The organism is Halosolutus sp. YCN4, from assembly GCF_059736495.1.
Map to the genome: position 1 here is coordinate 1 of NZ_JCASSM010000006.1, position 20,690 is coordinate 20,690.

At 65.9% G+C, this 20,690-nt stretch carries 20 protein-coding genes; 14 read left to right on the top strand and 6 right to left on the bottom strand.

Annotated features, from left to right (window positions below):
• Positions 1-829: 829 nt before the first annotated feature.
• Complete coding sequence (locus AC6I6X_RS19495; RefSeq protein ID WP_497932435.1) at positions 830-2,263, bottom strand: hypothetical protein; 1,434 nt, start codon at positions 2,261-2,263, stop codon at positions 830-832.
• A 499-nt stretch (positions 2,264-2,762) separates the two neighbouring features.
• On the opposite strand from AC6I6X_RS19495, the gene mobB reads away from it, so the two are divergent.
• The 6 genes from mobB to AC6I6X_RS19525 all read left to right on the top strand — a co-directional run bounded on the left by mobB (position 2,763) and on the right by AC6I6X_RS19525 (position 7,784).
• Entirely contained in the window at positions 2,763-3,296 is a 534-nt protein-coding gene (gene mobB, locus AC6I6X_RS19500) for a molybdopterin-guanine dinucleotide biosynthesis protein B (protein ID WP_497932229.1), read from the top strand.
• Between the two features lie 173 nt (positions 3,297-3,469).
• Positions 3,470-4,420 (top strand): extracellular solute-binding protein, encoded by a 951-nt coding sequence (locus AC6I6X_RS19505; protein WP_497932230.1) that lies wholly within the window; start codon positions 3,470-3,472, stop codon positions 4,418-4,420.
• A complete protein-coding gene (locus tag AC6I6X_RS19510; RefSeq protein WP_497932231.1) occupies positions 4,417-5,307 on the top strand; it encodes an ABC transporter permease in 891 nt (296 codons plus the stop codon). The genes AC6I6X_RS19505 and AC6I6X_RS19510 overlap by 4 nt, the downstream gene beginning before the upstream one ends.
• Before the next feature lie 133 nt (positions 5,308-5,440).
• The gene (locus AC6I6X_RS19515) at positions 5,441-6,109 is read left to right on the top strand and encodes a helix-turn-helix domain-containing protein (RefSeq protein ID WP_497932232.1); all 669 of its coding nucleotides are present in this window, start codon (positions 5,441-5,443) and stop codon (positions 6,107-6,109) included.
• 185 nt (positions 6,110-6,294) lie between these two features.
• Positions 6,295-7,062: an enoyl-CoA hydratase/isomerase family protein gene (locus AC6I6X_RS19520; RefSeq protein ID WP_497932233.1), complete on the top strand. Its 768-nt coding sequence runs from the start codon at positions 6,295-6,297 to the stop codon at positions 7,060-7,062.
• Between the two features lie 137 nt (positions 7,063-7,199).
• The gene (locus tag AC6I6X_RS19525; RefSeq protein ID WP_497932234.1) at positions 7,200-7,784 is read left to right on the top strand and encodes a DUF8593 domain-containing protein; all 585 of its coding nucleotides are present in this window, start codon (positions 7,200-7,202) and stop codon (positions 7,782-7,784) included.
• Between the two features lie 200 nt (positions 7,785-7,984).
• Here AC6I6X_RS19525 and AC6I6X_RS19530 read toward each other — a convergent pair whose 3' ends face one another.
• The 4 genes from AC6I6X_RS19530 to pyrB form a co-directional block, all read right to left on the bottom strand.
• Positions 7,985-8,992, bottom strand: coding sequence for a hypothetical protein (locus AC6I6X_RS19530; RefSeq protein WP_497932235.1), 1,008 nt, complete (start codon positions 8,990-8,992; stop codon positions 7,985-7,987).
• A gap of 231 nt (positions 8,993-9,223) precedes the next feature.
• The gene (locus AC6I6X_RS19535) at positions 9,224-10,069 is read right to left on the bottom strand and encodes a hypothetical protein (RefSeq protein ID WP_497932236.1); all 846 of its coding nucleotides are present in this window, start codon (positions 10,067-10,069) and stop codon (positions 9,224-9,226) included.
• 300 nt (positions 10,070-10,369) lie between these two features.
• A complete protein-coding gene (gene pyrI, locus AC6I6X_RS19540; protein ID WP_497932237.1) occupies positions 10,370-10,846 on the bottom strand; it encodes an aspartate carbamoyltransferase regulatory subunit in 477 nt (158 codons plus the stop codon).
• Complete coding sequence (gene pyrB / locus AC6I6X_RS19545; protein ID WP_497932238.1) at positions 10,839-11,768, bottom strand: aspartate carbamoyltransferase; 930 nt, start codon at positions 11,766-11,768, stop codon at positions 10,839-10,841. The genes pyrI and pyrB overlap by 8 nt, the downstream gene beginning before the upstream one ends.
• Before the next feature lie 215 nt (positions 11,769-11,983).
• On the opposite strand from pyrB, the gene AC6I6X_RS19550 reads away from it, so the two are divergent.
• Positions 11,984-12,610, top strand: a complete 627-nt coding sequence (locus AC6I6X_RS19550; protein WP_497932239.1) for an RAD55 family ATPase — start codon at positions 11,984-11,986, stop codon at positions 12,608-12,610.
• A 138-nt stretch (positions 12,611-12,748) separates the two neighbouring features.
• Here AC6I6X_RS19550 and AC6I6X_RS19555 read toward each other — a convergent pair whose 3' ends face one another.
• Positions 12,749-13,726: an FKBP-type peptidyl-prolyl cis-trans isomerase gene (locus tag AC6I6X_RS19555; protein WP_497932240.1), complete on the bottom strand. Its 978-nt coding sequence runs from the start codon at positions 13,724-13,726 to the stop codon at positions 12,749-12,751.
• A gap of 88 nt (positions 13,727-13,814) precedes the next feature.
• Here AC6I6X_RS19555 and cyaB point away from each other — a divergent pair, with 88 nt between their 5' ends.
• The 7 genes from cyaB to AC6I6X_RS19590 all read left to right on the top strand — a co-directional run bounded on the left by cyaB (position 13,815) and on the right by AC6I6X_RS19590 (position 20,682).
• Positions 13,815-14,357 (top strand): class IV adenylate cyclase, encoded by a 543-nt coding sequence (cyaB, locus tag AC6I6X_RS19560; RefSeq protein ID WP_497932241.1) that lies wholly within the window; start codon positions 13,815-13,817, stop codon positions 14,355-14,357.
• Positions 14,358-14,446: 89 nt separating this feature from the next.
• Positions 14,447-15,652, top strand: a complete 1,206-nt coding sequence (locus tag AC6I6X_RS19565; RefSeq protein WP_497932242.1) for a methionine adenosyltransferase — start codon at positions 14,447-14,449, stop codon at positions 15,650-15,652.
• 305 nt (positions 15,653-15,957) lie between these two features.
• Positions 15,958-16,287 (top strand): DUF7344 domain-containing protein, encoded by a 330-nt coding sequence (locus AC6I6X_RS19570; RefSeq protein WP_497932243.1) that lies wholly within the window; start codon positions 15,958-15,960, stop codon positions 16,285-16,287.
• 135 nt (positions 16,288-16,422) lie between these two features.
• Complete coding sequence (locus AC6I6X_RS19575) at positions 16,423-17,652, top strand: MFS transporter (RefSeq protein ID WP_497932244.1); 1,230 nt, start codon at positions 16,423-16,425, stop codon at positions 17,650-17,652.
• 173 nt (positions 17,653-17,825) lie between these two features.
• Complete coding sequence (locus tag AC6I6X_RS19580) at positions 17,826-18,710, top strand: dihydrodipicolinate synthase family protein (RefSeq protein ID WP_497932245.1); 885 nt, start codon at positions 17,826-17,828, stop codon at positions 18,708-18,710.
• A 93-nt stretch (positions 18,711-18,803) separates the two neighbouring features.
• Positions 18,804-19,982, top strand: coding sequence for a tRNA sulfurtransferase (locus AC6I6X_RS19585; RefSeq protein WP_497932246.1), 1,179 nt, complete (start codon positions 18,804-18,806; stop codon positions 19,980-19,982).
• A 94-nt stretch (positions 19,983-20,076) separates the two neighbouring features.
• Positions 20,077-20,682: a DUF5804 family protein gene (locus tag AC6I6X_RS19590; RefSeq protein ID WP_497932247.1), complete on the top strand. Its 606-nt coding sequence runs from the start codon at positions 20,077-20,079 to the stop codon at positions 20,680-20,682.
• The last annotated feature ends 8 nt before the right edge of the window (positions 20,683-20,690 follow it).

Sequence of the window (20,690 nt, forward strand, 5' to 3'; positions counted from 1 at the left end):
GTACTCCCAGTCGTAGACTGGGAGGGTCTGTTGGCGGTGAATGTAGTACACACTCACACAGTTGGGTCCACACGTTCGATGACACTGATCGGAATCGCCGACCGATCGGGCGTCACCGAACTGTCGAGGCTAACATCAGATCCCATCTGTACGGAAGACCGCAGGGGTGGGGTCCTCATTTCCTTCGGATTAAGTTGTAACCGCCGACCACTATTTAAGGCCTCCGAACTGGACCGTCAAAGATAGTGAGTACCAACCAAGACGGACGGACTCTCATGAGTGACTTACGCTCGGAGCGACCGCACGATCGACTCGTCTGGCCCCGAGGTAGCGCCGTCCGCCGGGAGGGCAAGAGACTGTGTCGGCGACGGTCACATCGCGCCTGCCCCGCCGACTGACAATCGATTCCGCGACGGGGAACGATCGAAGCCCAATCGGCCCGGCCTGATTGATCCGGGCGCACCTTCCCGGATCGGTATCGCCGTGGCGGTGACCGACGGGGCATCAGATCACGAACCGACAGCAACGGACACAGTCCAACGTGTGTTGGGTTCAGGATTATCTACCAGTGGCTGATACGGACGGGTGGAGGGCGCGACCCTCATTGATAGCCCCGTCACCCCACGAGGGCGTCCTTCACACTTCGGTCCGACTATTCCCCGGCGACGTCGATCGAGACGGTTGTGAACGAGACCGATCGGACACCGAGAGCCGCTCGCTATAGTAGCAACTGAAAGTCAATGCACACCTGATCACAGGACGGCTTCGTGATCAGTATGTACATCGTTTCAGTTGCTACTATAGTACTGCTCCCGGCCGATCCGGCAGGTTACCGATCGTCGCGCACGCCCGCGGGGAAATCGTTGTTCGAGAGCGACACGGAACCGGAGTCGCTGATGATGCGCAGGGAGTAGTCCCCCTCGGCGGTCCCGGCGTAACAGTTCTCGATCCGGACGCCGTCCGCGCCGTTGACGACGATCGGGACGTGGGTCGTCTGGAACTCGCTCTCCCGGAGGAGGTACGTCTCGCCGCGGAGTTCGATCCCGCGGCGTTTGTCGGGTCCCGGCTGATCGACGGAGAGCCCGGTGAACCGACACTCGTTTCGCTCGCAGTAGATAGCGTGGCGAAGCCGGGTACCGGGTGCGTCGCCTGTGATCCGGACGTCGTCCAGTTCGACCGCGCCGGCGTCCTGGCCGAGAATACGGACCGCGTTGGCACTCCCGTCGACCTCGATGTCGACGTTCTCGATGTGGGTCTGTCCCGCCCCGGAGCCGATCTTGATGCCGTTGTTCGGGCCGTCGCCGACGGTGATCTCCGTGTTGGCGATCGCGGTCGACTCGACGTCGTCCATGATCCTGATCGCGTCGCCGTTCGGCCGCGGAACGTCGACGGTGACGCCGGCGATCTCGAACCGATCGCCGCCGTCGAGTCGAATCGGATGCTGGCCCGCCGAATCGTGCGGATCCGCGTCGACGACGGCGACCGCGTCCGTGATCGTCCCGTGACGACCGCTGAGTCGGATCGAGGCGGTGCCGCTGTTCTGGTACCACCCGCCCTCGACATCGACCCGGCCGGTCTCGCTCGATACGTACAACCCGTTGTCGGGGAAGCCGCCCAGGCTACAGTTTCGGAAGACGAGCGCTCCGCGGTGGTGCTGGTTGACGTTGATGCCGGTCGCGCCGCGCCACATGTTCCCCGCGTTGGGCGTCTCGTCGACGTGGACGGCGCCGCTGGTCGCATGGAAGCGGGAAACGAGGCCCTCTCCGTCCGGATCGGTGACGTTGAACAGGCCTGGCCCCCAGGTTCCGCTGTCGTGGATACCGCGGACGGTGACGTTCCGGACGACGAGGCCGTCCTCGACCTCGGCATTGATGACGCGAATACCCGTGTCGTCGGCGGTCTGGTCGACGTCGAAGTTCTCGAACCGGAGGTCGCGTCCGGGGTTGTCGCTGGTTCCCAACCGGAACAACCGATACTGCGGGCCGTCGAATTCGTGGTAGGTCGCCGGCACCAGCGTCGCGTTCTCACCGACGAACCCGACGTTCTCGAACCCGGTGAGCCGCAACTGCTCGGCCATGTAGTACTCCCCCGCCGGGAACTCCAGAAGCGTGTCGTCGCCGACGTGATCTCGTAACACGGGCGTGATGGACTCGTTCCCCTCGGGATCCGCGCCGGCTTCGACGACGTCGACGACGGTCTCGTACTGCTCGTCCGCCGGTTCGTCGGCGTTGTCGTCGGCGTCTTCTTCGTGCTGGTCGTCGATCGCCTCGTCCTGTCGCTCGTCGGTCTCCTCGTCGGGTTGTGGCGCGGGACACTGGTTGCCGGACTGATCGCCGCTCCCGTCTGCGATCCCGCTCCCGGCGATCGAAACCGTTCCGAGTCCGGCGAGACTGCTCGCCAGATACGATCGCCGCCCGAGTCGCGACCCGCGTGTATCGTTCGAAGTCACGTCTCGTCGTCGGCAATGCGGTGTATTACGTATACCCGGGTTAATTCGACTCGAAACAGTTGCACTGGGACGGAGTGCTACGCGCAGTGTCAGGTTGCCACACGGTCGTCGGCGAGTCCGCCGATCGAAGCGGACAGCGACTCACAGACAGTCGCCACGGAGTCCCGCTGGAACGGTCGGTCGCTCGGCATCGTCGGAGCGTGCGCTCGATCGCAGTCGCGACGGAGAGATTCGCGTTCACGAACGACGGTCACTCCGACACTGGGAGGCTCCAGTCCAGTTATTCTTGGTCCCCCATAGTAGAATATCGATCATGAGCCAGCACTCGAAGTTGCGGGTCGTTTGTCTCGCCGGACCGAGCGACTCTGGAAAGACGTCGCTCGTCGAGGACCTCGTCCCGCGACTCGCCGCGGACGATCGCGTTGCCACGGTGAAATCGATCCACCACGACGTCGAGATCGACACACCGGGAACGGACACGTACCGGCATCGGACCGCCGGTGCCGAAACCGTCGTCGGCATCACGCCCGGATCGACGTTCGAAGTCAGTACCCGCGGGAAACGGGATCCACCGGAACCGTCGGATGGGGCCGCGGTGTTCGAGAGCGATGACCCCGAACTGCAGGCGCTCGAGAGTACCCTCGAGCGTCTCGCGGGCCGGGGCTACGACGTCGTCCTCGTCGAGGGCTTCACGGCGGCACCCCTGCCGACGATCGTCGTCGGCGATCGCGATCCATCCGAAATCGGCGGCGACGTCGTGGGTCACGGAACGGACGACCTCGCGACCCTGGTCGGGACGATCCGGGACCTCGACCCGATCGATCCGTCCCCCCATCGGGACGGGTGATCGGCCGGCGACGGTCCCGGTCGAACAGTCAGCGGAGACGGGATCCCGTTACGCAGTGACTCGTACTCCGAAACGGTTCGGTACGTCTGCTGGCGAGAAACCGAATGTGGTTATATTTCCAGGAGTTTAGAATCGGAAGTAGTTATATTACTCTCCGTGTCCGACACGCCGATATGAGCACGGGTGGTGGCCGGGATCGGACGTCGCACCACGGTCGACGTGCCGTTCTGGCCGCTGTCGGGGGCGCGACGGCGGGGACGGTCGGCGGGTGTCTCGGGAGCGACGACGGTCGCGTCCGAGTGCTCGCCGCGGGGAGCCTCGCGGTCGTCCTCGAAGAACACGTGGGACCGGCCTTCCGGGCGGACGCCGGAATCCGGTACGCGGGCGAGTACCACGGCTCGAACGCGCTCATGCGGATGATCGAGGAACGGACCAAACATCCCGACGTCGTGATCAGTGCGGACGTCGACCTCCTCCGGGAGCGCCTCTATCCCGATCACGCCGACTGGGACGTCGAGTTCGCGACCAACGCCGTCGGTATCGCCTACGATCCGTCGGCCGACGTCGGCGGCCGACTGGCCGACGGGGAGCCGTGGTACGAGGTGCTCGCGGACGCGGGGCCGGGCGAGGTCGCGATCAGCGATCCGGACTTGGATCCGCTGGGGTACCGCGCCGTGTTGCTGTTCGAACTCGCCGAGCGCGAGCACGACCTCGAGGGGTTCCGCGAGACGATGGTCGATCGAGCCTATCGTGAGCCGAGCGAATCCGCGTTGCTCGCCGGCGTCGAGGCCGGCGATCGAGCCTGTGCGATCTGTTACCGGAACATGGCCAGCGACCACGGCGTGCCGTTTCTCGAGTTGCCGGACGCGTACAACTTCGCCGATCCGGCGGACGCCGATCGATACGAACGGGCGACCTACACGACCGCGGACGGCTACACGGTGTCCGGGTCGCCGGTCGTCTACAACGCGACGGTCCGAACCGGCGCGGACGAGGCGGACGCCGGTCGGTCGTTCGTGAACTTTCTGCTCGACCGGCCCGAATTGCTCGCCGAACACGGACTCCGGGTTCCGGACGCGCTCCCGCGACGCCACGGCGATCCGCCGGAGGAACTCGACGGATGAGCCGCCAGACTCCGTCCGCCCACGACGATTCCGGATCCGGCGCGTCGCGCGTCCGCGAGCCTCCCAGCGCCGAGCGCGATCGCGGGAGCCGTCTCGGGGCCGCGATCGATCGGGTCACGAGCCCCCGCGCCGTGCCAGTCCTGCTCGGGACGATCCTGCTCGCGTACTTCGTGGTCCCGTTTATCGCCTTCTTCGGCCAGGTGCGATCGGTCGACGTCGTCGCGGGGCTCGCGGAGCCGGCGACGCGGCAGGCGGTCAGGACCTCGCTGGTGACCGCGCCGATCGCGACGGCGATCGCGACCGTCTTCGGCGTCCCGCTCGCGTACGTCCTCTCGCGCGGGTCGTTCCGGGGCAAACGGCTCGTCGAAGCCGCCGTCCTGCTGCCGCTCGTGGTCCCGCCGATCGTCGGCGGGGTCATGCTGCTGACCGTTCTCGGCCGGTACACGCCGATCGGGGCCGCGGCCGCCGCGCTCGGAATGCCCCTGACCGGGAGCCGGGCCGGCGTGATACTCGCCCAGACGTTCGTCGCCGCGCCGTTTCTCGTGGTCACCGCGCGGGCCGGTTTCGACGGCGTCGACGAACGCCTCGAAGAGGCGGCCCGGACGCTCGGGTACGGGCCGATCGAGACGGTGTGGCACGTCTCCCTCCCGCTCGCCCGGAACGCCATCGCCGCCGGGATCGTCCTGACGTTCGTCCGCGCTCTCGGGGAGTTCGGGGCGACGATGATGGTCGCGTACAACCCGCGGACGATGCCGACGCGGATCGAGGTAGTGCGGATCTCGAAGGGACTGGACGCGATCGTCCCGATCGCGCTGGCGCTGCTCGCCATCGCGGTGGTCGTCGTCGGTCTCGTCCAGTTCCGCCTCGGTGCGCCCAGGCGGTGGTAAGGGTGCGAGCCGGTCGTTCTGTCGTCGCTCGCTCGTCAAAATAGATAATCGGTCGTGAAAGTTCCGTTCAGCCGTACTAATCCTTTTGGAATCGGGGTTATTGCGTTCCCTGTCCAACCCGTGTACGAGACACATGACCTCAATCGCAGACATCGAGATTCCGGCTGACGGGACGGGCATGGGAGAGTTGTTCGAGACCCTCCCCTCGCTCACGTGCGAGATGGAACGTGTAATCGCGTCGGACGGCCACGGCCTGTGGCTCGCCGGCGCATCGCGGTCGGAGATCGAGGACGGCCTCGACGAGGCGTCCGCGATCGGCGACTTCGGACTGATCAGCGAGGACGAGGATCGCTGGCTGTACGACATCGAGTTCGACCCCGAGACACTCGACGTCTTCGAAGTCGTCCTCGAGGAGGGCGGCACGGTACTGAGCGCCTCCGCCTCGAGCGGGACGTGGCTGCTGAGCATCCGATTCACCGACCGGGAGAGCGTGAGTTCGCTCTACGATCGACTCGTCGAGCAGGACGTCACGCCGACGATCGTCCGCCTGTTCGACATGACCGAGGAGAGCCACTCCCAGTGTGGGCTCACCACCCGCCAGTACGAGACGCTGGTCGCGGCGATCGACCACGGCTACTTCGAGATCCCGCGCGAGGTCTCGATGCAGGAACTCTCGGAGGAACTCGACATCTCCCACCAGGCGCTCTCGGAACGGCTCCGCCGGGCCTATCGGGCACTCGTGACCTCCGAACTGAACGTCTCCGAAGACGAAACGACCGCACCGCCGATCCCGTCGAACTGATGGGCACCCCGACCGTCACACGGAATCACGTGCACACGAACGGTTCGTCGTAACCCGCTATTTTGTCCGACCGTCGCCCCTCGACAGTCGCATCGCCCCGCCACTCGACAGCACCCTCGCTCGCGTCCGCCCGGGATCTGTCCCGAAAGACCACCATTATTACCGGTGCACCCCACGCTCGTGACATGAACGTCGACAGCGACGACGGAGTGCTTCGAATCACGTTCGATCGGCCGGGCGTCCTCAACGCGCTCACGACCGAGACGGCGGCGACGCTCGCCGACACGATCGAGGACGCCTCGCCCGAGGAGTACCACGCGATCGTCGTGACCGGCGAGGGTGACGCGTTCAGCGCCGGCGGCGATATCGAAGCGATGGCGGAAGAACCCGCCCCGCCCATGGAGTCGTACGACGAGGTCACCGAGACCTTCGGTCGCGTGGTCGAGGCCACGCTCGAGTGTCCGGTTCCGATCGTCGCGAAGGTAAACGGCGACGCCGTCGGCGCCGGACTGGCGATCGTCGCCCTCTCGGATATCGCCTACGCCGCCGCGGACGCCACCTTCTCCTGTGCGTTCGTTCGCGTCGGCCTCATCCCGGACACCGGCGGGACCTTCATGCTTCCCCACATCGTCGGCCTCCGGGCCGCGAAGAAGCTCGCGTTCACCGGCGAATTCTTCGACGCCGATCGGGCGGCCGACCTCGACCTGATCAACGAGTCGGTCCCGGCCGAGGAACTCGACGAGCGGGTCGCCGACACCGTCGATCGACTCGGCCGTCGCCCCACGGACGTCATCGGACTGATGAAACAGGCGATGCACGAGAACATGGGTCGTCACTGGGACGAAGCGCTCGATTACGAGAACCTCTTGCAGGTCCAGGCGCGCAGTTCCGACTCCCACGAGGAGGGCGTCAGCGCCTTCCTCGAGGGTCGAGATCCGGAGTTCAACGAGTGAGGACGCCGAGCAGTAACGTAAGTCCCCGTTGAGAGACGATCGCACTAGCTAATGGCGGGTTACGGTGGCCACGGCTCTCGCCGCAGGCCACCGCAAGCACCACCATCTTGCACCTGTCTGGATACCGTCATAGTGCAATGTCCCCACAGTTTACCGACGACGATATCGGCAAGACCGTCGTCAACGAACACGGCGAGGACGTCGGCATCGTCGCCAGCGTCGAACACGGCACGGCCCACGTCGAACCGGATCCGGGCATCACCGACACGATCAAGGCGAAACTCGGGTGGGGCGGGACCGACGACACGTACCCGCTCCAGGAGGAGGCGGTCGCATCCGTCACACGCGACGAGGTGCGCCTCGAGAGCGACATGGCCGGTACTGGCAGTTCCGGCGCCGGCACGACTCGCGACACCGGAGGTGCCGGATCGACAGGCGTCGCCGGCACCGACACCGGAACGGGTCGCGATCGGGGAACTGACACCCGTCGTGACGACGACGATCTGATCGGTGACGACGATGATAGCATGATGCGCGACGACGACGATCGCGACACGATCGGCGGCGAGGACCCGGGAGAACCGCGCGGACGCGACCGAGGGTCGGACGACGACGAACTGATCGGCGACGACGACGATGACGACCTCATCGGTGACGACGATGACGGGATGATGAGTGACGACGATGACGAACTGATCGGCGACGACGACAGGCGCAAATAATCGACACCGGGTCCTCGAGCGACGCTCGCCAACTCGTCAGATTGCCCACTGAAACTGCTTTTTCGACTCCGCCGCGATCGACTCCTGACCGACGGAGCGGTAGGCGGGTCCGCGATCCGGGACTCCGTGAGGCCCATCCTCGGATGGGACGAAAAGAGACCCCGATCGTCTGTACGTCTCGATCCGTCGTGACGCACGCGCTATCGTTCGGGTTCCTCGTCGGTGCCTTCCGGGGGGCGATCGGTCCGGGCCGAGACGTCCTCGGCACTCCTCTCGTTGCGGTCGCGATCCGGTTCCGATTCGGGTCGTCGTTCCTCGATCCGTCCGCCGCTTCCCTGCTGGCCCCGTGCGATCGGCTGGTGGCGCCGTTCCTGGGCGCGCTCACGCCGATCGGTGTCGATTCGCTGAGAGGGCTGGTCGCGCGGACCGCCTCGATCCGACGGAGGCCGTGGCGACTCTCGGCGCCGAGTCGACTGTCCGGACTCGTAATCCCGGTCGTACTGTTCCTGGTATCGTCCTTCCGTCGGGACGTCGGGACCTCGCTGGTCCGGTTCGTGCGGCCGAGACTGGCTCTGGGGCGGTGTCTCCGTCCCCTGTGGCTGCGGTTCGGGCCGACCGCCTGTCGCTGTCTGCTGGGACGGGTACTGACCGGCGGACTCGCCGCCGTACGACGATCCCTGGATCCACTCACCGGTCTGTGGATACTGCTGGGTCGGTGGCTGGGATCGGGCACCCGTCTCCTGGCGCGATCGGTATTGCGGTTCCGGCTGCTGACCGCCGGGATGCTGTCGGTCCATCCGGCCGGTCGGCTGCTGACCGGTCATCTGGCCACCAGTATGCGGTTGTCCCATCTGCTGGCCCTGCCCCGTCTCCATCTGCTGGCCCTGCATGGATCCCGGCTGGGTCGCGGCGGACACGCCCTTCTCGATCGCCCGTTCCATCTCCGGCACGACCGCCTCGAGACCCTGCAGGTAGCTCTCCATCATCGACTCCGTGAACTGCTGGCCCGGGAACCCCCGTAGCATTGACGCCGTCAGCTCGATGCCCTGTCGCTGGGCCGTCTCCTGCCACTTCATCGCACTCAGAGCCATTCGCGCCACGTTGCGCTGGAGATCGATCGCCTGCTCCATTGCCTCCTGCCCGTGCGTCATCGTGGTCTGCTGAATCTGTGCGGTCGGATCGTACTGCGATTGCTGGGGGTCTCTCATCAGTCTCACTCGAGGAGGCGGATCCTCGCTCGTCACGGTCGGCGCGAGTGAGCACAATAAAGATCCACGTCGGTTCCAGCGGCAGTCACGAACTCGGCCGGTAAACCGAACCGATCGATCGCGATCGATCGGGCCGACGCGAGTGCGGCGCAAGCGACCCGTCGCTCCCGGAAACCGGACGCGCAATCGCGGTGTACCGGAACGTAACCGTCGCTTGGGAACCGAACTTGATCAGGTATCGGAGCCGGACTCGGGCTCGCCGTGGGTCACGCCCTCGCGTTCCTCCGCCCGCCGCCGCCGAATCGCCGCCCGCGCGTTGCTCGCGTCGTAGCCGAAGAAGACGTCCGTCCCGTACGCCTCGGCGACCTCGGTGGCGTGAATCAGGTTGTCCACGTCGACGTCGACCGCGTAGAGTTCGACGTCGAACGGCGTCTCGAGGGCGCTCTCGAACCCCCGCGCGATCGTCTCCAGCCAGTAGGTCGTCTCGTAGGCCATGTCGTAGAGGGGAACGACGAACTCGTCGACGTACTCCTCGAGCGCCGCGAGGTCGATGCCGGCGCGCTCGTAGAGGTGGCCGGGGTAGGGGTCCGGATAGAGCGTCAGGTACACCGTTCCGGGGATGCGATCGGCCGCCTCCGCGACGAACTCGGTGATGACGCTCGCGCGCCACTCGAACCGATCGTCGTACTCGCTCCGTTCGAAGGACTGTTCGCAGACGCCACACCGACAGTACTCCGCCCGCGGGAACCCGACGTCGTCGAGGCGGACGTCCTCGTTCGCCGCGACGCAGTCGTCGATGATCTCGAAGAGTCCCTCGCGGTAGTCCTCGCGGGACGGGCAGATGTACGCCCAGTCGAAGTACTGCCGATCGCGCGTGGCCGGCCGGCCCATGTCGTCGACCGTGACGAGCGACGGATCGGCGTCCGCGGCAGCGTTGTCGCCGAAACAGGAGACCATGTTCACGCCGTCCTCGATCGGGTCGGCGGACCGGCCGGTGACGTCTTTGACCTCGTAGAACCCGCGATCGAACTCCGGCCACCGTACTTCTTCCGCGTTCCGCGTGACGACGCCGTACATGTCGGAGCGATACGGCGCCGCGCGGGAAAGCCGTTCGGAATCGAACGGTTCCTGATGGTTCGCTATCCGGGATCTACCGCGGTGTGCTGGCGAACCCCCACTCCTCGACAGTGACCTATTCGACCGGATCGTACTCGACGTCGACCTCTGACGGGCCGCCGGCGACGACTTTGTAGAGGACGGTGATGACGAACAGGGCGATCAAGATCTTGAATGTCCGGGACATATGCACGTAGATAGTTGGGCGGCGAACACTTAGAGATTCTGGATGGTCCCCCGCGGACGAACGCGCCAGACCGGTCAGGTATCGATCAGGGACGCGATATCGTCCCGCACGATCGTCTCGCAGTAGGTACACCTGACGCCGTCGTCGAGCACCTCGAACCGGGAGGTGACCGGTTCGCCGGCGGTGGTGATACAGCCCGGGTTCGGACAGGAGAGGACGCCGGTGACGACATCCGGCCGTTCGACGCGATGTTTCTCGATCACCTCGTAGTCGCGGACGATGTTGATCGTCGCGTCCGGCGCGATCAGCGAGAGGACGTCGACCTCGTCCTGGCTCAACTCCCGTCCCTCGACCTTGACGATGTCCTTGCGCGCGAGTCGATCGGAGGGGACGTTCATCCCGACCGACACCTCCTCGCCCTCGCTCCCGTCGATACCGAGGATCGCGAGGACGTTCAGGGCCTGGCCGCCCCTGACGTGGTCGATGACGGTCCCGCTGCGGATCTTGCTGACGCGGAGTTCGTGCTCGTCGTCGTGGTGCTCGTCACTCATCGCTATCACCTCCCTCCCGAAGGAGGAGATCGAGCAACGCCATCCGGACCGGGACGCCGTTGTGTGCCTGCTCGAAGTAGGCCGCGTGGTCGGTTTCGTCGACTTCCGGGGCGATCTCGTCGACGCGGGGCAGCGGGTGCATCACCGTCAGATCGTCGCTCGCGGCCTCGAGCGTGTCCGTGTCGATCTGGTACTCACCGGCCACCTGCTGGTACTCGTTCTCGTCGGGGAAGCGCTCGCGCTGGATCCGGGTGACGTAGAGCACGTCCAGCGACGGCAACACCTCGTCGATCACCTCGTGTTCGCGGACCTGGGCGCCCTCCTGCTGGTGGAGATCGTAGACGACCTCCCGTGGAAGTTGCAGGCTTTCGGGGCTGATGAAGTGCTGGCGCGCGTCGAAGTTCGACAGCGCGTACGCGAGCGAGTGGACGGTTCGGCCGTACTTCAGATCGCCCATGATGCCGATCGTCAGGTCGTCCAGGCCCGCGTTCTCTCGGATCGTGTACAGATCCAGCATCGTCTGGGTCGGGTGGTGACCGGCCCCGTCGCCGGCGTTGAGCAAGGGGACGTCGACGAACTCGCTGGCCATCGCCGCGGCACCCTGCTTTGGGTGGCGCAGGACGAGCGCGTCGGTGTACCCCTCGATGACCCGCACCGTGTCGGCGAGCGTTTCTCCCTTCTTGACGCTCGAGGACTCTACCGAACCCATGTCGACCACGTCGCCGCCGAGGCGTTTCATCGCGGTCTCGAAGCTCATCTTCGTCCGCGTACTGGGCTCGAAAAAGAGCAACCCGAGCAGTGTGTCCGCGTGGCGGTCGGCGACGGCCGACGGATCGGCGTCGATCTCGGCCGCGTAGTCGAGGACCTGCTCGATGTCCGCCCTCGAGAGTTGTTTGCTCGTGATGAGGTGATCGTGGCGCATTCGTTCGTGTACGCTCTTGCCGCCCCCTTCAATCTCTCCATTCACGATCGGCGCCCGTGCATTTATAAGGGAAGGCGGGGCCAATCATCGGTAGGTCGGCGAACGGAGGTCGAACGGATGCGAGTCGGCGATCGGTTCGGAGCGCCGTCGCCGGGTTGACGACCGAACGTAAGGCAAAGAGTTATACAGGCACTACAGCAATTGGTCACAATCGTATGGTGGGTCGGCTGGAAACCGGGATCGACGTGCTGGATCGGAAGCTCGACGGGGGACTCCCACCGGGCTGTATCGTCGCCTACACTGCCAACGCAGACAGCCAGTCGGAGCTGCTTCTCTACGAACTGACCGCCGCCCGCGGCACGCTGTATCTCACGACCGAGCGATCCGACGACGCCGTCCGGCACGCCATCGAGACGTCGCCGTCGGACGTCGGCAGTCCGACGGTCAGACACGTTACCAGCGACTCGCCGCTCAAGGAGGCGACGCGACTCATCAGCGCGCTCCCGGACGGCGCGAACCTCATCATCGACACGATGGACGTGCTCGAGCGAGCCGACACCGACGAGTACGTCACCTTTCTCAACGATCTCAAGACCCAGATGCTCGAGACCAACAGCGTCGCCGTCTTGCACTGCCTGAAAGGCGACGCCGAACCCGCCAACCGGGCCCGAACCCACCACGCCGCCGACGCCGTCTTCGACCTGCAGACCGAGATCTCCGGCACCGAACTCGAGAACCACCTCACGATCCCCAAGTTCCGCTGCGGCGACCAGCCGGTCGAGGCGATCAAACTCGAACTCGTCGAGGAGGTAGCGATCGACACGAGTCGGGACATCGCCTAGACGCCCCGCTCTCCCTCGGAGTACAGCGGTCCTCGCGGTCCAGTTGCAGCGACGCCGACCGTCCCGCCCACTGGTGAGTCTCCGATCGGCAGGAACGCGCGGCTGGTCGGCCAGATATCGGACGGAAAGACGGGGTCGTTACTCTTCGGCGCCTTCGAGTTCTTCGACGATCTCGTCGGCGTCGACGTCGGCGTCCTCGAGTGCCTCCTCGATGTCGCCGCCGCCCATGCCGCCCATACCGCCCATCATGCCGCCCATGCCCATGCCCATGCCGCCCATGCCGTCGATGACTTCCTGGACGATGACGCGATCGACGCCGACCTTGTCGATGACGTCCTGGCCGATCTGCTGTTTGCCCATCATCCACTGCTGGTTCATCGTCATCTGGGGCGTGGCCTCGAGGTAGAGCGTCTCCTTCTCGACGACCTCGGTCTCGAACTCGGGTTCGGCGTCCTCGTCCTCGTCTTCGTCCTCGTCGGGTTCGACGGGGACCTCCTCCTCGACCTCGTCCGTCTCGATCCAGAGGTCGGGTTCGAAGCCGAGGTACATCTCGAACAGGCCGGCGGCCTGCTGTTCGCGGTCGTCGACCGCGTCGACGATCGTGTACTCGTACTCGACGTCCTCGCCGGCCAGCGGGTGGTTGAAGTCGACGCGCGCGCGGCCGCCGATGATCGTGCTGATGTAGCCCTGCTGGCCGTCGACGGTCACGTTCGCACCGGGGTAGCGATCGTCCTCGTCGATCTTCTCGGCGCTGACGGTCTGGACGTCGTCGGGGTCGTACTCGCCGAAGGCGTCCGCGGCGTCGATCGTCACGGTGCCGGAGTCGCCGGGTTCGCTCCCGATGACGGCGTCTTCGACGTCTTCGAAGATGTGACCCTCACCCAGAACGATGGTTCGGGGTTTGAACTCCTGGCCCTGGTCGTCGACGCCCTCCTCCTCGGCGACTTCGGGATCGGTCGTGTCGACCAACTGGTCGCCGTCCGCGGTGTAGGCGGTGTACTCGATCTCGACGAAGTCGCCTTCCTGGAGCCCCGCGGCGTCCTCGGTGGCGTCTTCTTCGTCCGTTGCAGCGTCATCGGCCTGCTCCTCGAGCTCGGCCTCCTGATCCTCGGTCATACGTTGTACGTCCCGCCGTCTACATTTAAGGAACACGTTTTCCCCCGGGAACGACCGATACTTACGATCGGTGCCCGTGGAAGCGGATATGTACGAGGTGGAAGTGAAGGTCCCGGCCGATCTCGAGCGCGTACGGGTCAGACTCGACGAGATCGGAGCGACACCGATGGGGGCCGTGGTGCAGGAGGATACCTACTACGACGCACCACACCGATCGTTCCCGGAGACCGACGAGGCGCTGCGGATCCGCGAGGAACGGCCCGCCGACGGCCCGAACGAGACGCGCGTCACCTACAAGGGCCCTCTCCTCGACGACGAGTCCAAGACTCGCGAGGAAGTCGAGACGGCGATCGGAAACGGCGGGAAAATGGATGCGGTGCTCTCGAACCTCGGCTTCGAGCCGGCCGCGACCGTTCGAAAGGACCGCGAGCGATTCGCGCTCGAGGAGTACACGATCACGCTGGATTCGGTGGACGAGGTCGGCGAGTACGTCGAAGTCGAGACGGCGGTCGAACACGAAGACGACCTCGAGTCGGCCCGCGAGGGGGCCTACGAGGTCCTCGAGAAACTGGATCTCGATCCCGACGATCAGCTTCGAACCTCGTACCTGGGACTCCAGCTCGAGGGCTGATCGTCCGCCGCGGTGTATAACCCCCACGTATTTTCGGTGTGCAGGTGCTTTCCGCAAGTTATAGAACGGCGACGGGTCTACGACCACCAATGAGCGAGCGGAACATCCGGGTCGAACCGATCGACCGACGGGCAGTAGAGGACCAGGAGGTCGAAATCGTCGAGCGAAAGGGGATCGGTCACCCCGACTCCATCTGCGACGGCGTCGCCGAGAGCGTCGCCAGGGCGCTCGCGAGCGAGTACCTCGACCGCGTCGGCGAAGTGCTCCACTTCAACACCGACGAGACGCAACTCGTCGCGGGGGAGGCCGCGCCCGCGTTCGGCGGCGGCGAGGTCGTCGACCCGATCTACCTGCTGATCGTCGGCCGCGCCACCAAACACTACGAGGGCCAGACGATCCCGACGGAGACGATCGCGCTCCGGGCCGCTCGCGGGTATCTCGAGGAGACGATCCCGCAACTCGAGGTCGGCGAGGACATCGTCGTCGACGTCAAACTCGGCGAGGGGAGCGGCGATCTGCAGGAGGTCTTCGGCGAGGATGAAGTAAGCGTCCCGATGGCAAACGACACGAGTTTCGGCGTCGGCCACGCGCCGCTGACCGAGACCGAGCGGATCGTCCTCGACGCCGAGCGGCGGCTGAACGGCGAGTTCGCCGACGAGAACCCCTACCTCGGCCCCGACGTGAAGCTGATGGGCAAGCGCGAGGGCGATCGGATCGACGTCACCGTCGCGGCGGCGATGATCGACGAGTACGTCCCCGACCTCGACGCGTACGTCGAGGCCGTCGAATCCGTCCGGGAGTTCGTCGCCGACGTCGCGAACGAACACACCGATCGCGAGGTCGAGGTCCACGTCAACACCGCCGACGACTACGAGGAGGGCTCGATCTACCTCACCGTGACCGGCACCTCCGCCGAGCAGGGCGACGACGGGTCCGTCGGCCGGGGCAACCGCGCGAACGGGCTCATCACGCCCAACCGATCGATGTCGATGGAGGCCACCAGCGGCAAGAACCCCGTGAATCACATCGGGAAGATCTACAATCTCCTCTCGACGGAGATCGCAGAGGCGGTCGTCGCCGAAGTCGACGGCATCCGCGACCTTCGCGTGCGTCTGCTCTCCCAGATCGGCCGCCCGATCGACCAGCCACACGTCGCCGACGTCCACGTCGTCACCGACGACGGCGTCGCCCTCTCGGACGTCGAGAGCGAGATCGAGGCGATCGTCGACCGCGAACTGGCCGACGTCACGGGGATCACCCGCCGCGTGATCGACGGCGAACTCACGACGTTCTGAGACGGACTCCCGTCCGTCAGTTCCGGTGTAACCGCGATCGTCCTGCGGTTGCACCGGGACACCGGTACAGCGGACCGTGTGAGCGGCCGCGTCGCGCTCCGGGCGGCCCGACGCCTCATCTCCTGTCCTATCGTAGCCACTGAAACGATTGACACACTGATCGCAACGCTGTCCTGCGATCAGGTGTGCAGTGACTTTCAGTGGCGACGATAGCGATCGACCGACGCCAGCCGTCGGCACTCGGCCGCTTGCCACGTAATGCTACAGACTCAACGAGAGAGGAGTGGTAGCGAAACCGATGATCGATGATTAACGACATGCTCACTATCATCGCGAACGACTATCGTCGCTGCACGTTGATCGCTCTCTTTGACCGGGACTCCCGGACAAAAGAGACCACTCGCCTCCCGGACGACGTCGCTATCGGCGGGACGAACCCCGATACCCGTCTCGTCGAGTTACGTCACTGCCACCTTCCCATGCTGGCCGAGAGCGACCTAATCGAGTGGGATCGAGAGCGCAACGAAATCGCTACGGGGGACAGATTCGCCGACGTCGAACCGTTGCTCGAACTGTTTCTCGACCATCGCGAGGGGTTGCCCGACGAGTGGACCGTCGGTCCACCGCTCGAATAATCGTGCGCTGACCCGTCGGATTCGAGACGACGATCGGACCCGTTCGCTCTCCGGATTCGATAGACCCATTAACGTGGTCGCTGTGGTAGTCGAGTAGCGAGTTACGAATCGAAATATCCTCGAGAGCGATCGCCAGTGTCACGCCCCGCTGTCAGTTCGAACCGGACCGTTCTCGCCGTCGTCGCCAGCACCTTCTTCGTCGGCTTCGGGGGTGGCGTGATCTTCCCGATCCTCCCGAACCTCGGGGAGGTACTGGGCATCTCGGCGTTCATGGTCGGACTCATCCTGAGCGCGAACCGGTTTACGCGGCTGGTGAGCAACGCGCCGGCCGGGGCGCTCGTCGATCGGGTCGGCACCCGGAAACCGTTCGTCGCGGGACTGGCGATCGAGGGTCTCGCGACGTTCGGCTACGTGGTCGCGATCCTCTCCTCGTTCCCCGAGGTCTGGTTCATGATCGCCCGGATCCTCTGGGGGCTGGGAAGCGCGCTCGTCTTCGCGACGGCCTACACGATCACCGCCGACGTGAGCGAGGCGGACTCGCGTGGGACGAGCATGGGGATCGTCCGGGCGGGGATCACGTTCGGCTTTCCCGCCGGACTCGTCCTCGGCGGCATCGTCAGCGACATCTGGGGGAACGCCGAAGCGTTCGTCCTCGCGGCCGCGTTCGCCGGTCTCGCCAGCGTCGTCGCGTACCGGATCGTCCCGGAGACCCACGTCGAGGGCGAACAGGAGTCGGTCAAGCCCTGGGACGTCGAACGCAGCGTCCCCGCGCTGACGATCGGGCTGGTCAACTTCGGACTCTACTTCGCCTACATCGGGGTCCTGTTCTCGACGCTCGTCCTCCTGCTCGGCGAACGGGGGATCTCGATCTTCGGCCTCGACGCTCAGGGGTCCTCGGGCATGCTGATGGCCGTGACGGTGCTCGCCGGCGCGGTGTTCACCCTCGGCGGGGGCGTCCTGAGCGATTCCGTCGGCGCGCGCGTCCCGGTGATGCTCGGCTTCCTGGTGACGGCCTGTCTCGGGTTCGCGGTGCTCGCCGTCGGATCGCGGTTCGAAACCCTCGTGATCGCGTGCGCCCTGATCGGCGCCGGCCAGGGCGGTGTCGGCGGTCCGTTGACGGCCCTGCTCGCCGACCTCACGCCCGAGGATCGGATGGGACGGGCGATGGGAACGAACAACGTCCTCGGCGACGTCGGTGGCGGCCTCGGACCGCTGGTCTCCCTGCCGTTCGCCGAGGCGTTTTCGTTCGAGGTGCTGTACGGGCTGAGCGCGATCGTCCCGCTCGTGGCCGGCGGCGTCCTCCTGGTGGGCATCTACAGCCACACGGGTCGACTGAGTCCGACGGTAGAGGAGTCCGCGACCTGATACGGATTGCTGTACCGATGTACCGGCGCAACCGCCGCCCGGATCGCAGTTGCGCCGGAAATGACTTACAGGAAACCGTATGAGACTCCGATCGCCGCGGCCGCCGTCCACCGCCCGATTGCTGACACTCGATCCGACACAACGCCTTTGAGGAAACGACGTGAGGTGTCGGTATGGACGTCCACACTGCGCTGCGAGGAATCACCTGCCCGCTGGTGACGCCGTTCGACGACGGCGCGATCGACGAGGCGGCGCTGGCCGACCTCATAGACCACCTCGAGTCGGGCGGGATCGACGCCGTCTTCCCCTGCGGGACGACCGGCGAGTTCCCGAGTCTCACCCCCGCGGAACGGCTCGACGTGATCGAACGAACGGTCGAACACGCCGACGTCCCCGTCGTCGCGGGTGCCGAGGCGACCAGCGTCGCCGAGACGATCGACGCGGTCGAGAACGCCGCCTCGGTCGGTGCCGACGCCGCCGCGATCGTCGCGCCCTACTTCACGACAGCGAACGATCCGGCGGGCAACCGGCGGTTCTTCGAGGCCGTCCTCGACGCGGCGTCGATCCCCGTGCTTCTGTACAACATTCCGCAATGTACGGGCCAGCGGATCGAACCCGAGACGGTCGCGGCCGTCGCGGACCACGAGCAGGCGCTGGGCATCAAGGACTCGAGCGGCGACCTCGCGTACTTCCTGTCCGTCCTCGAACGGACGCCCGACGAGTTCCTGTGTCTGCAGGGATTCGATGCGCTTCTGGTCCCGTCGCTCCGGATGGGCGCCGACGGCGGTATCAACGCGCTCTCACAGGTCGTGCCGACGGTCTTCCGCGAGGTCGCCGACGATCCCGAGGCCGATCGGGCCCGGGAACTGCAGGCGGAGGCGATCGCCCCGCTGTTCGAGGCGTGTACGACTCACGACTTCGCCCCGGCGACGAAAGCCGCACTCGTCGAACGAGGGGTCATCCCCGGCGACGACGTCCGCCCGCCGCTGGTCCCCGTCGACGACACCGACCCGATCGCCGAGGCGGTCGATCGAGCGCTGGCGGTCGCCGATCGGTGACCGGGCGGGCGCGGTTGCCGTCACACGGCTGACGGTACGCGTGCGGCGGTCCCCTCGTAATCGCCTTATACCCCCACTCGTCTAGTCCACCGCATGCACCCGCCGGGAGCCGACACGGTCCTCGTCCGTCACGGCGACGTCAACACCAAGAGCAACGCCGTCAAGCGGCACATGGAGGGCCTGCTCGTCGAGAACCTCGAGGCCGTGCTCTCGTTCCGATCGCTCCCCGGCACGGTCGAGAATCGCTGGAACCGACCCCTGATCCACGCCACCGAGGAGACCGTCGAGGCCGCGACGGCGGCCGCCACGGACACCTTCGGCGTGGTTTCGGCGAGTCCCGCGCGGACGGTCGGGACCGGGAAAGAAGAAATCCTCGACGTCCTCGTGGAGACCGCCCGTGCGTGCTACGACGGGGGGACGTTCGCCGTCGACGCCCGCCGGGCGAACAAACGGCTCCCCTACGACAGCGAGGACCTGGCTCGCGAGGGCGGCACCGCGATCTGGGACGCCGTCGCGGACGAGTTCGAACCGGAAGTCGACCTCGACGATCCCGACCTCACGTTCGGCGTCGAGGTCCGCGAAGACGTCGCGTTCGTCTACCTCGAGATGCGACCCGGACCCGGCGGACTCCCCCTCGGCGCACAGGAGCAGACGATCGCGATGATCAGCGGCGGGATCGACTCGCCGGTCGCCGCCTACGAGATGATGAAACGCGGCAGTCCGATCGTCCCCGTCTACGTCGATCTCGGGCCCTACGGCGGGATCGACCACGAGGCACGGGCGATGGAAACGGTCCGGACCCTCTCGCGGTACGCGCCCAACTTCGACATGCAGGTGTACGAGATTCCGGGCGGCGAGACGGTCGACCTGCTGGTTCGGGAGATGGAACAGGGGCGCATGCTCTCCCTGCGGCGCTTTTTCTACCGGGCCGCGGAGCACCTCGCCGATCGCGTCGACGCCCACGGCATCGTGACCGGCGAGGCCGCGGGCCAGAAGTCGAGCCAGACCGTCCAGAACCTCGCGATTACGAGTCGCGCGGCCGTCCTGCCGATCCACCGCCCGCTGCTGACGTGGGACAAGGCGGACATCGTCGAGAAAGCCCGCGAGATCGGTACCTTCACCGACTCGACGATCGACGCCGGCTGTAATCGGGTAGCACCCGATCGCGTCGAGACGAACGCCCGCCTCGAACCGCTGCTCGAATCCGAACCCGACGACCTGTTCGATCGGGCGGCAGACGCCGCTCGGAACGCGGAACTGGTCGAACCGTGACGAGGACGGTCTCCCTCGATCTTCACTCGCCGCCGATCGGTCCACCCGTCGAAAGCCGAAACCGACATTACACAGACGCACCCACCACTGACCAGTGACGCGCGTCTGTCTCATCGGGACCGCCGACGTGAACCTCCAGTACGAGCTTCTCTCCCGGGAAACCGCACGTGAGGCACTCGCGACCTACGACCTCGAACGGCCGTTCGAAAACTCGCTCGCGCTCCGGACCGTCAGCGTCGGGGCCGCCGTCTCGTTGCTGAACGACCTCAACTGGTACCTGGTCCGTTTCGTCGACGAGGCGCTCGTCCAGGAACCGAGCGTCAGCGACGAGGAGTGGCTCTCGCGCCCGCTGGCCCGAGAGCTTCGAAACGGCGACGTCGAAGCGACCGAAACCGGGGAGTTCTGCAAGATCTACGGGCTCGAACGCGTCGGTCCCGAAGGCGTCGGTCCGGGCGGCGGCGATCCGGCAGAATCAGATGCGAGCGGTGTCGATTCAGCGGGAACCGCCGAGTCGACGGCAGGCGACGAGACCGACGCGGACGCGACCGGGGACGATCGATCGGCTCCCCGAGCGACCAGCTACCGGCTCGTCGAACCCCTGTACGTCCGCCGGACGGACGGGGAACTCCCGGCGTACGACCTCCGGGACGTCGAGGAGACGCTCGTCGTTCGCCTGACCGAAGCCGAGTACTCGCCCTGAGCGGGGCG